13 protein-coding genes are annotated in these 14,824 nt (G+C 72.2%); 8 read left to right on the top strand and 5 right to left on the bottom strand.

What is annotated here, in order from left to right; translation table 11 throughout:
* Positions 1 to 61: 61 nt before the first annotated feature.
* The 4 genes from ACPT94_RS16815 to ACPT94_RS16830 form a co-directional block, all read right to left on the bottom strand.
* The gene (locus tag ACPT94_RS16815; RefSeq protein WP_425246176.1) at positions 62 to 310 is read right to left on the bottom strand and encodes a hypothetical protein; all 249 of its coding nucleotides are present in this window, start codon (positions 308 to 310) and stop codon (positions 62 to 64) included.
* On the bottom strand, positions 307 to 1,638 hold the full coding sequence (locus ACPT94_RS16820) for a S8 family peptidase (protein WP_425246177.1): 1,332 nt from the start codon (positions 1,636 to 1,638) through the stop codon (positions 307 to 309). Before ACPT94_RS16820 ends, ACPT94_RS16815 begins: the two co-directional genes overlap by 4 nt.
* Before the next feature lie 256 nt (positions 1,639 to 1,894).
* Complete coding sequence (locus ACPT94_RS16825; RefSeq protein ID WP_360340348.1) at positions 1,895 to 2,977, bottom strand: sugar ABC transporter substrate-binding protein; 1,083 nt, start codon at positions 2,975 to 2,977, stop codon at positions 1,895 to 1,897.
* Entirely contained in the window at positions 2,974 to 5,496 is a 2,523-nt protein-coding gene (locus tag ACPT94_RS16830) for a SpoIIE family protein phosphatase (protein ID WP_425246178.1), read from the bottom strand. The genes ACPT94_RS16825 and ACPT94_RS16830 overlap by 4 nt, the downstream gene beginning before the upstream one ends.
* Positions 5,497 to 5,958: 462 nt before the next feature.
* On the opposite strand from ACPT94_RS16830, the gene ACPT94_RS16835 reads away from it, so the two are divergent.
* From ACPT94_RS16835 to ACPT94_RS16870, 8 genes are all read left to right on the top strand, one after another.
* Positions 5,959 to 7,050 (top strand): sugar ABC transporter substrate-binding protein, encoded by a 1,092-nt coding sequence (locus tag ACPT94_RS16835; RefSeq protein WP_425246179.1) that lies wholly within the window; start codon positions 5,959 to 5,961, stop codon positions 7,048 to 7,050.
* Positions 7,051 to 7,088: 38 nt separating this feature from the next.
* Positions 7,089 to 7,871, top strand: coding sequence for an ATP-binding cassette domain-containing protein (locus ACPT94_RS16840; protein WP_425246180.1), 783 nt, complete (start codon positions 7,089 to 7,091; stop codon positions 7,869 to 7,871).
* Between the two features lie 14 nt (positions 7,872 to 7,885).
* Entirely contained in the window at positions 7,886 to 9,148 is a 1,263-nt protein-coding gene (locus ACPT94_RS16845) for a sugar ABC transporter permease (protein ID WP_425246181.1), read from the top strand.
* 318 nt (positions 9,149 to 9,466) lie between these two features.
* Positions 9,467 to 10,846 (top strand): alpha/beta hydrolase, encoded by a 1,380-nt coding sequence (locus tag ACPT94_RS16850; RefSeq protein WP_360340333.1) that lies wholly within the window; start codon positions 9,467 to 9,469, stop codon positions 10,844 to 10,846.
* Between the two features lie 196 nt (positions 10,847 to 11,042).
* Positions 11,043 to 11,804, top strand: coding sequence for a ZIP family metal transporter (locus ACPT94_RS16855; protein WP_425246182.1), 762 nt, complete (start codon positions 11,043 to 11,045; stop codon positions 11,802 to 11,804).
* 145 nt (positions 11,805 to 11,949) lie between these two features.
* Positions 11,950 to 12,612: a hypothetical protein gene (locus ACPT94_RS16860; protein ID WP_360340327.1), complete on the top strand. Its 663-nt coding sequence runs from the start codon at positions 11,950 to 11,952 to the stop codon at positions 12,610 to 12,612.
* Between the two features lie 69 nt (positions 12,613 to 12,681).
* Positions 12,682 to 13,428, top strand: a complete 747-nt coding sequence (locus ACPT94_RS16865) for a DUF1775 domain-containing protein (RefSeq protein ID WP_425246183.1) — start codon at positions 12,682 to 12,684, stop codon at positions 13,426 to 13,428.
* Between the two features lie 357 nt (positions 13,429 to 13,785).
* Positions 13,786 to 14,187, top strand: a complete 402-nt coding sequence (locus ACPT94_RS16870; protein ID WP_425246184.1) for a DUF6083 domain-containing protein — start codon at positions 13,786 to 13,788, stop codon at positions 14,185 to 14,187.
* Between the two features lie 207 nt (positions 14,188 to 14,394).
* On the opposite strand, the gene ACPT94_RS16875 is transcribed toward ACPT94_RS16870, so the two are convergent.
* Entirely contained in the window at positions 14,395 to 14,823 is a 429-nt protein-coding gene (locus ACPT94_RS16875) for a hypothetical protein (RefSeq protein WP_425246185.1), read from the bottom strand.
* Position 14,824: the final 1 nt, after the last annotated feature.

Consider the following 14,824-nt stretch of genomic DNA (forward strand, 5'->3'; position numbering starts at 1 on the left):
CAGGCCGGAACCTGTGCGGACGCCGGTGGCGGCGCCGACGTGGGCGCCGGGCTCGCCGCCCTTACTGGATCGGGGCGTCGGGTGGGGGGAGCCGGATGGTGCGCTCCCGGTCGACGGACTCGACGCCGTCGACCGCCCTGAGGGCCGGTATGCGGTCCTCCGCGACGGTCCCGGAGAGCGTGCCGAGGATCGGCTGCTCGGACGTGACCGTCAGCCCGGACCGCCGCAGGGCCTCGACGACGTCCGCGAACCGGTCGGGGTCGACCGCGAGGATGACCCCGACCGGCTCGGCGTGGGACGACTCGCTCACGGGGCCTGGAGCAGGCCCGCGCCGACGTCCCTGACGGGGTGCGCCAGCGGGAACGCGCCCGACTTCAGGGCGGCGATGAGATCGGCCGCGGAAGCGTTGGGGTTCGCCTGGGCGAGGAGGGCGAGGACACCGGCGACGTGCGGTGTGGCCATGCTGGTACCGCTCATCTCCTGGTACCCGCCGTCAGGGGCGGCGGAGCGCACCTGCCAGCCGGGCGCGGCGATGTTGACCTCGCCGCCCTGGGCGTTGATGCCGCCGTTGGAGAAGAACGCCGGTGCGATGGCCTTCTCGAGCGCTCCCACCGCCAGGATGGAGGGACAGTTGGCGGGCCTGCTGACGGGCTCGATGTCCTGGGGCCGGCTGCTGTCGTTGCCGGCGGCGGCGACGATCACCGTCCCGCGCTCGAGTGCGCGCATGGCCAGGATCTCGTACGTCTGCGGGAAGAGCTCGCCCTTGCGGACCCGGGCGCCGAGCGACATGGAGATCACCCGGGCGCCGCGGGCGACGGCCCAGGCCATGGCGGCCAGGATGTTGCCGTCGGTTCCGGTGCCCGTGTTGCTCAGCACCTTCCCGGCGAGGATCCGGGCCTCGCACGCCACACCGTAACGGGGACCCTGCTGGGGGTTGGCCGGGCCGGCGACGGTGCCGATGCAGTGCGTGCCGTGGCCGTGGCCGTCCTCGACGGTCTCGCCGAGCACGAAGGACATCGTCTCCTCGATGCATCCGACGAGGTCCGGGTGGTCGGTGTCCACGCCGGTGTCCAGGACGGCGACCTTCACTCCGCGTCCGGTGAGGTTGGTCCGGTTGACGCGTATCGCCTGCAGACCCCAGGTCCAGTGCTGCTCGTCCCAGGCCGGGCCCTGAGCGGCGGCCATCTCGGCCCTGGAGTGGCGGGCGACCACGTCCTCGTCGCTGCGGTAGGCCGGGTAGAACTCGGTCGGCGGGGCCTGCGGGGCGGTGATCGGCATGGCGTACACCATGCGCTCCGGCTCCGCCGCGATGATCGAGGGTTCCGCCTCGGCCGTGGTCACCAGCGCGTGGCGCTGGTCGGGCCGTACTTCGACGACGGCGGCGGCGAGATCTTCGAAGTGCACCGAGACGTCGGGGCGCTCGAGGAGTTCGGCCACGTTCGCCGTCTCGGTTCCGCGGACACGTTCGACGGACGCGATGTCGGCGGAGGAACGCAGTGCGTTCAGGCCGCTCTCCTGATTGCCCGGGTCGAGCAGGACCACGTACCGACCGGTGTATTCGGTGCCTCGTGCCCTGAGCCCGTTGGGCCGTTCGGGCTGCTCGCCGAAGGCGCGCCTGTCCATGGGTCCGTTCGCCATTGACTTCCCGCTTTCTGTGGGATTCCCCCGGTTCGTGGACACACGCCGACTCGTCGAACGGCTGGCGCCGAGGATGCTGGGCGAGCGGTTCGGCCGTGTGTCGGCGGTTGACGCCGACGCCCGCAGGGCTGCCCCTGGCCGGTCCGCCGACGTTGCCCCCTCGTACACGGTCGCACTGGTCACGATGGTCCGCAACACATGGCAATCGGGTGACTACGCAGAGGTACGAACCCGTCGATGCGGGCCGTCGGTCCCCTTACGGGATGAGGCCGGCCTCGACGCAGGCGGCCCTGAGCTCCGGGGGGCAGATCTGGTCGACGGTGTAGGCGCCGTCGTCGACGAGCGTCCGTTCGATGGTGTCGACCGTCACCGCGGTGGGGGTGAGCAGGACGGACGGGACGTTCTTCGTGGTGGGGCTGTCGATCGTCGTCGTGGCGCTGTCGCGGGGGTCCTCGCCGCGTCCCAGGGCGACGGCCATGCCCGCGGCTGCCGAAGCCTCCTCGGCGAACGGTTTGTACACCGTCATGTACTGCTCACCCTTGACAATGCGTTGCACGGCGTCGAGGTCGGCGTCCTGACCGGTGACAGGAGGAAGATCCGTGACGCCGGCGCTCTTGAGCGCGGAGATGACGCCTGCGGCCAGGGAGTCGTTGGCGGCCAGGACGCCGTCGATCCGGTCCGGGCCCAGGGCCGCGATGGCGGCGGACATGTTGGCGTGGGCGTTCTCCGTGGTCCAGCCCTGTGTGTTGTACGACCTGGCGATCTTCACCCTGCCGGTGAGAACGGAGAGCGCGCCCCTGCGGAACCACGCCGCGTTGAAGCTGGTCGGGTCGCCGTTCATCATGACGACGCTCCCGCGGTCTGTACCGTCGCCCATGGCTTTCAGGAGCGCTTCGCCCTGGAGCTTGCCGACCTGGGCGCCGTCGAAACTGACGTAGCCCGAGATCGGGCCTTCGGCGAGCCGGTCGTAGGCGACGACCGGGACGCCCGCCCGATGTGCCTCCTGGACGGACGAGCGGAGCGCCCTGCTGTCGGCGGGGGTGAGGATCACGACCCGGACCCCCTTCGTGATCATGGAGGTGATCTGGTGCTGCTGCCGCGTCGCGTCGCCCTCGGCGTTGACGTAGGCCACGGTGCAGCCGGGACACAGCTCCTTCAGCCGCTTCTCGATCAGCGGCTTGTCGGACTTCTCCCAGCGGGGGGTCGCCCGGTTCGGCAGGAGCAGACCGATGGTGAAGCTGTCCGAGCCGCCGTCGTCGTCTCCTTCGCAGGAGGCCAGGGCCAGTGTCAGGACTCCCGCGGCGAGTGCCGCGACGACGTGCCGTGCACGGGCTCTCACAGCAGCCCCCCTCGTTCGGCCCGGGGTTCCGCGTCCGCGGGGACCGACTCTCGCCCCGGCACCACGATCTCGCTCCACACCTGCTTGCCGCCGGCCACCGGCATCGAGCCGAAGGACTCCGACATCGCCTCGACCAGCATCAGGCCCCGGCCGCCGGTGGACTCCCAGTCGACGATCACCGGCTTGGCGGGTGCGCGCGGCGAGGAGTCGCTCACACACACGCGGACCCGGCCCGCGCGGAGCATCAGATCGATGCGGACCGGCCCCTGGGTGTGCACCAGGGCATTGGTGACCAGTTCGGACACGACCAGCAGGACCGCGTCGGCCGCTTCCTGGACCTGCCACCGACGGAGTGTGCGGGCGGTGAAGCGGCGGGCGTGCATGACGGCGTCGGGCAGCCGCCATACCGCCCAGCCGGCCTTGATGGGGCGGGTCTTCATGCCGTCGTAGCGCAGTAGCAGCAACGCCACGTCGTCCTCACGGCGGCCGAGGTCGCCGATCAGGTCGTCGGCCATGCGCCCGGGATCCGTCGGCTCGGCCGCGGCGAGCGCGGTGCGCGTCTGGTCCATCCCCTCGTCCAGGGGCAGGTCGGAGGCCTCGACCAGGCCGTCGGTGACCAGGGCGAGCACCGTTCCCGGGGTCAGGGCGACCGAGGTCATGGGGAACTCGGCCTCCGCGAGAACGCCGAGCGGGGGCCCGCCCTCGACCTGCACCTCCTCGGTCGTGCCGTCGGGATGGCGGACCAGTGGGGAGAGGTGTCCGGCCCGGACGAACAGGATGGTGCCCTCCTCCATGTCCACCTCGGCGTAGCAGCAGGTGGCGAAGAGGTCGGTCTCCATGCCGACGAGGAGGCGGTTGGCGTGCGAGATGACCACGTCGGGCGGGTGGCCCTCCACCGCGTAGGCCCTGACCGCCGTACGCATCTGGCCCATGATCGTGGCGGCTGCGGCGCTGTGTCCCTGGACGTCACCGATGACCAGTGCCACCCGGTCCTCGGAGAGGGCGATGACGTCGTACCAGTCACCGCCCACCTGCAGTCCGCGGCGCGCGGGCAGGTAGCGGGCGACGGCCGTCCCGCCGGGCAGTTCGGGGAGTCGCCGGGGCAGCAGGCTGCGCTGCAGCATCGTCGCGAGCTCTTCCTCGGCGTCGTGCGCGTGTGCCCGGGTGAGTGCCTGCCCGACGAGGACGGCGGTGGCCGTCAGCAGGGACCGCTCCTCGGGGACGAACTCGTGGGGCTGGTCCCAGCCGACGAGGCACACGCCGGCGGTCCGACCCTTGGCGGGCAGCGGCAGGACGGCCAGGCCGCCCGTGCCGATGCCCGCGAGTCCGGGTTCGAAGGCGGTGCCGGCGGGCCACAGGTCCATCCGTCCGTCCCGCAGGGCCAGCTGGAGGGTGGGCAGGGTGCTGATGGGCGCTTCGGGCCACTCGGAGCGCCACATCTCCGGCCAGGCGGCGGGTTGCGGGGGGTCGAGGAGGGTGACCATGAGCCGGTCGCCCTGCAGCTCGGCGAGTGCCACCCGGTCGGCGCCCAGCGGCTCCCGGAGTGCCGTGACCACGAGCCGGCTGACGTCACGGACCGTTGCCGCCTCGTCGAGTGCGGCGGTCAGCCACTGGATCCGGGAGACGTCGTCGGGGCTGCGGCGCAGCACCGACGTCTCCGTCACCACGCCCAGCACCCGCTGCGGGCGGTCGTCGGTGTGGGGCAGCACCCGGCAGCCCAGGCTCAGCCAGCGCATCTCACCGGTGGGGCAGCGCACGCGGAACTCCAGCTCGCGGGGGCCGACCACCTGGGTGGAGGGCTCGAGGACCGACATCAGCGCGTGCATGTCCTCCGGGAGGGCATGGGCGAGCAGGGTGTCGGCCTTGCCGTCGAAGTCGTCCGGTGCGCTGCCGACCAGCTCCAGCAGGGTCTCGTCCGTCTCGACCAGGCCGGTGTCCGGCACCAGGACGAAGGAGCCGACGCGCAGCCCTCGCAGGGCGGCGTCGAACAGCGACGTCGGCGCCGGCCGGCCGGCGCCGGACTGGAGCAGGCCGGCGACCGCGTCGGCGTACCGCTCCAGGAAGTGCCGTTGCTGGGCCTCGAAGCCGTCGTGCGCCTCGAAGCCCACGACGACGAGGCAGCCCAGCCGCCTGCCCTCCGTCGTGAGGGGCAGCGCGGCGAGCGGCACCTCGGCGTGCGGCGGGGTCGATCCGTCCTCGCCGTAGGAGGCGAGATCCGTGGGGCTCAGCCACAGGGGCCGGCCGGTGCGGAAGGCGTGCGCCGCGGGTGAGCCGCCCGACAGGGGCAGACGCTCCGGCACCGGGTCCGTCGCGGGGCATCCGGCCGTTTCGGCGAGCAGCAGCGCGTCACGCCGGGCGTCGGGCACATAGACGGCCGCGAGCGCCGCTCCGGCGAAGACCAGGGCCCGGTCGCTAGCGGTGGGTTCGGACACCGGAGAGGGCGCACGCGGGTCCGCGGCGCCGGCGTCGGAAGCCCGGGGTTCCGAGACGCCGGTCCGTGCACGGCCGTCATGAGACATGTCCGCGACCCACCTCCCCGTCCAGGCGGAAGGTGTCGACAGGTTGAGGTCAGGCACCCATCCACCAGAATCGCATATACGGACCAAGTGGACAGATCTACTCGACTGCCACTTCACTCGCAGATCACCGCAGCCGGTGTCACACTGACGACGTGGTCGTCCGCCGCTTCCACGCGGCACGTTCAAGGCGGACGTTCGGCGCCAGCATCGTCGACATCTGTCGGCTGCCGGGCCTCTGCCCGGTGGTACGCCTGGCATGGTGAGGAGGCTGTCGCCATGCTCGATGAGGGAGCCGCCGGTGCGGGGCCGGTCGGGCCGGGGTCCCATCCTCCCGCGACGCGCGACGCTGCTCCGCGACCGGCGGAGCGGCAGCCGCACGCCCCTGTCCGCCTGCCCACCCGGCGCCGAGCGGCCCGTCGCTCCCCGCCCTGTCACCCGCGGCCCGTACGGCCCCGCCGGCGCATGAGGGCCTGCCTCCGGAACACGGTCCTGGTCACGGCCGCACTGAGCACGGCCATCGCTTTCGCGGCCTGCGAATCGGGCGCCGGGTCCGACCCCGACGGCGGGGACGGGCCCAGGATCGCCCTGCTGCTGCCGGACGCCACCACCGCTCGCTGGGAGACGCAGGACAGGCCCCTGCTCGAGAAGGAGGTCGAAAAGCTCTGCGGCGACTGCTCGGTCGAGCACGTCAACGCCAAGGGTGACGTGAGACTCCAGCAGGAGCAGATGCACTCGATGATCGCCAAGGGGGTGGACGCCATCGTGCTCGTGGCCGTGGACGCCCGCTCGCTCGGCGCCGCGGTCAGGAGGGCGAACGAAGCGGGGGTCCCGGTCATCGCCTACGACCGCCTCGCCGAGGGCCCGATCTCGGGGTACGTCTCCTTCGACGGCGAGGAGGTCGGCAGGCTGCAGGGCAAGGCACTGCTGAAGGCCATGGGCGACGACGACGTCCCCGACGGCCAGATCGTCATGATGAACGGCGATCCCAGCGACCCCAACGCGGTGCTGTTCAAGAAGGGCGCGCTGTCCGTGCTCACGGGCAGAGTGAAGATAGGCAAGGAGTTCGACACCCTCCAGTGGAGGGCCGAGACGGCCAACATGAACATGTCCGCCGCCATCTCCGCCTTGGGCGTGGGCAACATCCACGGGGTGTACGCCGCCAACGACGGCCTCGCCGCGGGCAGCATCTCCGCCCTCAGGGCGAACAAGGTGGACCCGTTGCCGCCCGTCACCGGGCAGGACGCCGAACTCGGGGCGGTGCAGCGCCTGGTCAACGGCCATCAGTACATGACCGTGTACAAGCCCTTCGCGCCGGAGGCGTCCGGCGGCGCCGCCATGGCCGTGGCCGCGGCGCGCGGTGAGAACCTCGCCCGGGTCGCCCCGGACAAGGTGGAGACCAGCACCGGCAAGACGGTTCCGGCCCGCATGCTCACCCCCGTGTCCGTGACCGTCGACAACATCAAGAGCACCCTGGTGAAGGACGGCGTCTACACGATCCGGCAGATCTGCACGCCCCGCCTCGTGGCCGCCTGCGACAAGGCCGGGCTCACCTGACAGGCCGGTTCCCGCCGGATCGGGGCCCTGGGAAGGAGATGGTTTCCGTGCCGGCTCCCCCCTTGCTGGCGCTGCACGGCGTGTGCAAGCGGTACGGCGTCGTCGAGGTGCTCAAGGACATCGAGCTGGAGATCCACGCGGGCCAGGTCGTCGCGCTGCTGGGTGACAACGGAGCCGGCAAGTCGACCCTGGTCAAAGTGATCTCCGGGGTCGCGCCCGCCGACAGGGGCGTCGTCGAGTGGGAGGGCCGGGCGGTCCACATCAGGCGCCCCCACGACGCCCGGGATCTCGGCATCGCCACCGTGTACCAGGACCTCGCGCTGTGCGGGAACCTCGACGTCGTCGGCAATCTGTTCCTGGGACGGGAGATCCGCAGGTTCGGGTTCCTCGACGAGATGGAGATGGAGCGCCTCACAAGGAGCCTGCTGGAGCGCCTGACCCGGAACCTCCCCGATCTGCGCGCGCCCGTCGTCTCCCTGTCCGGCGGGCAGCGGCAGACCGTCGCCATCGCCCGCTCGCTCCTCGCCAACCCGCGGGTGCTCCTCCTGGACGAACCCACCGCGGCGCTGGGGTTCAAGCAGACCACCGAGGTCCTGGACCTCGTCGACCGGCTCCGTGACCGCGGTCTGGGAGTCCTGCTCATCAGCCACAACATGGGCGATGTCAAGGCGCTCGCGGACCGGGCCGCCGTACTGCGGCTCGGCCGCAACAACGGCTTCTTCGACGTGAACACCGCGTCGCAGGAGCAGATCATCTCCTCCATCACCGGTGCCACGGAGAACGTGCCCCGTCCGACCGCGCCCCAGGAGTCGGCGTGGTGAAAGGGATGCGCAAGATGACGGACAACACGCGGACCGAACCCGTCACGCCCGAAGCCGAGGCCGGCCGGCCGCCCCGCAAGCGGGCCGTCTCCCGTGTCGTGGAGGGCTGGCTCGTCGCCTTCCGGCGGAAGCTCAGCGCCGGTGAGCTGGGCTGGCTTCCCGTCGTTCTCGTCCTCGCCGTGGTCTGGATCATCTTCCAGTCCCTGAACGAGTACTTCCTCTCACCACGGAACCTGTCCAACCTCAGCGTCGACTTCGTGGGCACGGGGCTGATCGCGGTGGGCATCGTCTTCGTGCTGCTGCTCGGTGAGCTCGATCTGTCGGTCGGCTCGATCAGCGGCCTCGCGGCGGCCGTCTTCGCCGTCCTGAACGTGAACAACGGTGTGCCGGAGTGGCTTGCCCTCATCACCGGGGTGCTGGCGGGGACCGTGGCGGGCACCGTCCAGGGCTACTCCTTCGCCAAAACCCGGGTGCCGGCCTTCGTCGTCACGCTCGCGGGCCTGCTCACCTGGAACGGCATCATGATCTCCATCCTGGGGACCAGCGGCACCATCAACCTCGACGAGAACGGGCTCGTCGCCAAGCTGACCAGCTACTACTTCACCCACGACGCCGTCGCCTACGGCCTGGCGGCGATCGCCGCGGGCATCGTCTTCCTCGTCTCCCACCAGGACCGCAAGCGCCGCAAGGCCGTGGGCATGCCGCACCGTTCGCTGCGGGCCATCGTGGTGCGCACGGGAGCCGTCGCGGTGGTGGCGTTCGCCGTCGCGTATCTGCTGAACCGGTTCCAGGGGCTGCCGCTCGCCCTGCTGATCTTCCTCGTGATGGTGGCGGGCCTCGACATCGTCCTCCGGTACACGCACTACGGGCGGCAGGTGTACGCCCTCGGCGGCAGTGTCGAGGCGGCCCGTCGCGCCAGCCTCAGCGTGACGCGCGTGCGGACCGCGGTGCTCGCGGTCTCGGGCACCATGGCCGCGATCGGCGGCCTGTTCCTGGCCTCGCGCATCACCTCCGTGAGCCAGAGTTCCGGCTCGGGCGTCCTCCTGCTCAACGCGATCGCGGCAGCCGTCATCGGAGGCACCAGCCTGTTCGGCGGGCGCGGTACGACCTGGTCCGCGGTGCTCGGCATGCTGGTCATCCAGTCGATCGCCTCGGGCATGGCGATCACGGACACGCCCGCCGCCATCCAGTCCGTGATCACCGGCGGGGTGCTCTTCGCCGCGGTGGTCATCGACTCGCTGTCCCGGCGCTCGCAGGAGGCGCACGGACGGGCCTGATCCTGCTCCCCCACACCTGACACATCATCACTTTCCTTGTCACACAAGGATCTTCGGACCATGCTGTGATCCGTCTGTGAACGCCTGCTTCATGGAGGATCATCAGTGCCGTCCAACCCCCCACGTGCCACGCGCTCCCGAGGGCGCGCGAGACTGGCCGTCGGAACCTTAGTCACCGCGCTGTTCGGCCAGTTGCTCACCGGGGCCGCCGTGGCCGCGCCCCCGTCCGAGACCCCGTCGCCCGGGCGCATAGCCTGGCAACCCTGTGCGTCTCCCTCCGGCGAGGGCACCTTCGAGTGCGCCACCCTCGAGGTGCCCGTGGACTGGAAGCGGCCGCACGGCGCCACCATCGACCTGGCGCTCGCCCGCCACCGGGCCACCGACCCGGAGCACCGGATCGGCTCCCTGCTGATCAACCCCGGCGGGCCGGGGGGTTCCGGGGTGGGCTTCGCGTTCAGCGCGCCCGACTCCTTCTCGCCCGAGCTGCTCGAGCGTTTCGACATCGTGGGCTTCGACCCGCGCGGCGTCGGCCTCAGCAACCCGGTCACGTGCGACTCGGACCGGGTGGCCGCGCAGAGCGCGCTCCTCTACCCGGACAGCCGCTCCTCCTTCGCCGCCCTGCGCGAGGCGAACCGCGCGCTCGGGGAGAACTGCCGCGACCTCACCGGTCCGCTCGTCGACCACATGGACACCGCGAGCGTCGTCCGCGACATGGACGCGATCCGCGCCGGCCTCGGCGAGAAGCGGATCAGCTACTACGGCGTCTCCTACGGCACCGGGATCGGCCAGCAGTACGCCGAGCGCTACCCGCACCGCGTCCGCGCGATGACGCTCGACTCGAACATGGACCACAGCCTGGGCACCTGGGCCTACCAGAAGACCGAGACCATCGCGATGGAGGAGTCGTACGGCCAGTTCGCCGACTGGTGCGCCCGCACTCCGTCCTGCGTACTGCACGACCGCGACGCCCGCGCCGTCTTCGACTCGCTCTACAAGCGTGCCGACGCCGGCGAGCTGGTCCTGCCGGGCGACCCGCCCTACACCGTCACCACCCAGGACCTCCAGGCCCTCGCCTTCGGCTACATGTACGACCCGGCCACCTGGTTCCGGTTCGCCGAGGACCTCGCCTCCCTGGACGCCGCCGACCCCGCGGCGGGCCGGTCCCTGAAGCGGCGCGGTGAGCCGACGGAGTTCGCGTACCTGCCGGTGATGTGCCAGGACTACGACTTCGACGTCCCGTCCTACGCCACCCTCCCCCGCTACGAACGCGAACTCGCCCGCCTCGCCCCCGTCACCCGGCTCAGCTCGCTCGCCTGGACCGACCTGACCGGCTGCCAGAACTGGCCGACGAAGGTGACCAACCCGCCGCACCGGCTCCGGGTCGACGGCACCCCGCCGATCCTGGTGACCAACAGCCGTTACGACGTGGCCACCCCGTACTCCTGGGGCTCCAACGCGGCCCGTCAGATCGGCCGGGAGGCGGTGTTCCTCACCTACGACGGTGTCGGCCACGGCGACTACTGGCTGAGCCCGTGCGCACGGGACGCCGTCGACACCTACCTCCTCACGTTGAGGACGCCGCGCAAGGGCACCCACTGCCCCGCGGTCTGGCCGACCGGGCCCTCCGCCCAGCGGCAGTCGCCGACCGGTCTCGTCAACCCGCTGCCCGCGTTGCTGGGGACGGGGACGCATCGGTGAACCACGTGACCGAGCCTGATCCGGCACGGTCCTGAGGTGAGGGGCGCGCTTTCAGACCGGGAGCGCGCCCCGGCTCTCTCGCGCGAGGCGTCGCGACGCCCTAGACGCGCCGGCGTCAGCAGCCACCTTTCCAGGGCACGCCATGCTCGGGTAAAGCGAGGCGACATCACCCGCGCCGCGGGGTAGTCGGGCCTGCATGGCTGAAGTAGTGCAAGCGGGACTGTGGGGGCTGCTGGCCGGCTCGGCGCTGTTGGTCGGTGCCGCGCTGGGGTTCGGGCTGCGGGTCCCGCAGAAGGTGATCGCGACGGTGATGGCCTTCGGTGCCGGGGTGTTGTTGTCGGCGGTCTCCTTCGAACTGGTCGGGGAGGCGTACGACCAGGCGGGGCTCGCGCCCGCCGCGATCGGCTCGCTCGCCGGAGCGGTGGCCTACACCGCGGGCAATGTCTGGCTGGCCCGCCGGGGCGCCCGGCATCGCAAGCGTTCCGGTCAGGAACCGACGCAGGCGCAGCCGTCGGAGAGCGAGCAGGGCGGTTCGGGTACGGCCCTCGCGCTCGGCGCCCTTCTGGACGGTGTGCCGGAGTCCGCGGTCATCGGCGTCAGCCTGCTCGACGGGGGCGCGGTCAGTCTGGTGACCGTGGCGGCGGTGTTCATCAGCAACGTGCCCGAGGGGCTGTCCAGTTCGGCGGGGATGAGGAACGCCGGCCGCAGCAAGGGCTACGTCTTCGGTGTCTGGGGAGCGATCGCCGCCGCGGGCACGCTGTCGGCCGTCCTCGGTTACACCGTGATCGGCGCCTTCTCCCCCGCCGTGATCGCCGCGGTCACCGCGGTGGCCGCCGGGGCGATCCTCGCCATGATCGCCGACACGATGATCCCGGAGGCGTTCCAGGACGCTCACCTGGCCATCGGGCTGATCACCGTGAGCGGCTTCCTGGTGTCCTTCGCCCTCTCCCACGCCTGACAGGCGCGGCGACCGAGCGGCGCGGAGGACGCCGGGCGCGCCGACCGGGCCCGCGGCGAGCAGCGGGGTCCGCCCCAGGACATCTCGGCCTCTTTCGCCGACCAGCCTGCCGGCGGGACGGGCCATGCATCATGATGAGCGGGCCATGCACCAGCCCGTCACGACGCCCCGCGCGCCTCTGCCCGTTCTGCGGGCCGCCGTGTTCGCCGTCGTCGGCACGGTGCTGGGGGCGAGCGCGCACCATCTGCTCGGCGAGGGGCCGGTGCCGTGGGCACGGGGCGGAGCAGCGGCCGCGGTGCTCTTCGGACTGGGGCTGGCCGGCACGCGCCGTCCCCGTCGTCTGGTCACGGTCGCCGTCTGCAGCGTGGTGGCCCAGTGCGGACTGCATCTGTGGCTGACGTTCACCACGCGGCCCGCGCACACGCCGGCGACGGCCGGGCTCCCCGCGTGGCACCACGGCGGGCAGGTCCACGACGTCCACCTCGCCTGGCAGGAGCGCCTGCACGGCTCGATGGCCATGACGGCGGCCCACGCCCTGGTCGCCGTACTCGTCGCCGTCCTCCTGCACCGGGCGGACGTGGCGTGCTGGACGCTGGCTCATGGGGTGACGGCGGTGCTCGACGCCCTGCGGACGCGGCTGGCCGCCGCCCGGCCGCCGGCCGTCGGCCGGCTGTCGGCAGCCGAGGCGCTCGGGCTCCCCGTCGTCCTTCCGGCCGGGGGCGGCGGGCCGCCGGCGGTCGGGCCGGTCCTCGCACACGCGGTCGTACGGCGGGGTCCTCCCGCGACGAGGCCTGCCCTCGTCAACTGACCCCGTCGGGGCGCCGCTTCGGTCCCACCGCACGGCTGCCCCGTCATTCCCTGTGCTTGGAGACACCCCATGTCCCGCTTCACCCTGCCCCGCGTCGTGCGCCGCCTGACCGTCGCGGCGGCCGCCGCGACCACCGCCGTCCTGCTCACCGCCGTGCCGGCCGCCGCCCATGTGGAGGTCGAGTCCGCCAACGCCCAGGCCCTCGCGGAGAACGTCGAGATCACCTTCGTCGCCGAGTCGGAGTCCACCACGGCCGGCATCACCCAGCTGCGGGTGGTCCTGCCCAAGGGCATCACACCCTCCGACGTGGTGTACGGCAAGGGGCCCGCGGGCTGGAAATTCACCGCCGACACCGAGGGGTACACCGTCAAGGGCCCCGCGGTGAAGGTCGGCGAGAACGCCGAGCACTCGATCGTCGTCCGGCAGCTGCCCGACGCGAAGGAGCTGGCGTTCAAGACTCTCCAGACCTACAGCGACGGCAAGGTCGACCGCTGGATCGAACTCGGCGAGTCCGACGACGACGGCCACGGTCATGGCCACGGCAACGAGGCGCCCGTGCTGAAGCTGAAGGCGGCGGCGCCCGGTGCGAAGCCGGTCACCGCCTCCCCCAGCCCCTCCGCGAGCCCCTCCGCGGCAGCCACCCCGGCCGCCGAGGAGACCGCCGCCGTCTCGTCCTCCCCGCAGGCGGCCGCCGCCGAGAAGGAGGAGGACGGCGGGCTCTCCGCCGCCGCCTGGACCGGCATTGTCGCCGCCGTCCTCGTCGCGGCCGCTGCCGTGACCCTTCTCGTCCGTCGCCGGGGCAGCGCCCAGGAGTAGACGGAGGCTGCGCACCGCGCCCGGCGGCCCAGCCGGAACGGATCCGGCAGGAGTGGCCTGCGGACCGGCCACCGGCGCGGGCCGCCGGGACGATCGCGGGAGGGCTCCCGCGGACGCTCGCGCCGTCTGCGGGGCCTCCGGGCCGATCACCGGTGAGGGCTTCGACGGGCCCGTCCTTCGGTCGGCCGTCGTTGCGCCTCGCTCCGTCGGCGGTGGTTGTCCGCCGTGGCCGGTGCGTCGGCGCGGACGCGTGTGGTCCCGAGGTGTCTCGGCTGCCGTTCAGGACCCGTGTGGGCACAGGGGACGCGTCTTGAAGGCGGCGTGTGCGGGGCGGTGGTCGGAGCGCACGCTCCTGGTATGGGGCTTGTCGACGAGGGGCCGCGGCGATTACGCGGCAGGACGCCGTACGCGTGCCCGTACTGCGGGTTGCCGCAGGACCGGGTGCTGACGCTGGAGCACGACTGGGTGCTGCTGGAGCCGGGTGTGACCGTGCTCGCGCACCTCGTGCCCGCCCAGCACCGGTGGATCGTGCTGTCCGACGGTCGGGTGGCGGTGTACGGCGTGTGCCCGCCGGACGGGTCGCAGCGCTGCCGGATCGAGCACCGTCTGGCGTGTCCGGCGCAGCGGCTGCCGGACTTGTGGCCGTGGCTGACGGCCATGCGGGAGGAGAACGCCCGCCGAGCGGAGCGGCACGACGCAGGGCCCGGGCCGGAGCCGCCGGGAGGACTGCCGCACGTCGACTTCCCGGATGCGGGTTGAGGGGCTCCCCCGCGCGCCTCGGCGGACCCCGCCCGCGCCGGCTCCCTGATCGCCCGTCCTCTCCCAGCCCGCCGTCAGGTCGGACTTCGTCGCCTTCCGGATCCCTTGAAGACGACGGGAGTCGGGCTCAGCCGCGCGACTGCCGTCGACCCGGCCTGGGGGCGGTGAGCGCGGGTTCCCGCAGGCGGGGTCCGCCGTGGTGACGTGTCAGATCCGTCCGCCGGTGAGCCGGGTGATCGGCCCGTGGGTGTGGCGGCCGGAGCGGCGGCCCACCGCGTACGACGCGGCGGTCAGCGCGGTCAGGCCCGCGCCCACGCCGGCGGCGACCAGCTTCCGCTGCGCGATGACGGTCCAGGCCGTCTTGGCCGTGGCGGCGACCTGCCCCGAGGTGGCGACGATCGCCTGGCGGCCCGCCTCGACGCCGCGGGCCGCGTTGTGCGCGGCGCCGGCCGTCGCTCCGGTGGCGCGCTCGACACCGTTCCTGGTCGCTGACGCGGCGTCATCGGCCTTTGTGGCGGCGCTCTTCGTGGCCCGTGCGGCGGGAGCGGTCGCCTTGGCCGCGGTCCGGCGGGCCTTGCCCGCGGTCGCCCGCTTGGATTCGGGTTCTTCGTTGGGCTGACTCTTCGGTTCGCTCATT

This window comes from Streptomyces aurantiaciflavus (assembly GCF_049808595.1).
Classification (GTDB): Bacteria; Actinomycetota; Actinomycetes; order Streptomycetales; family Streptomycetaceae; genus Streptomyces.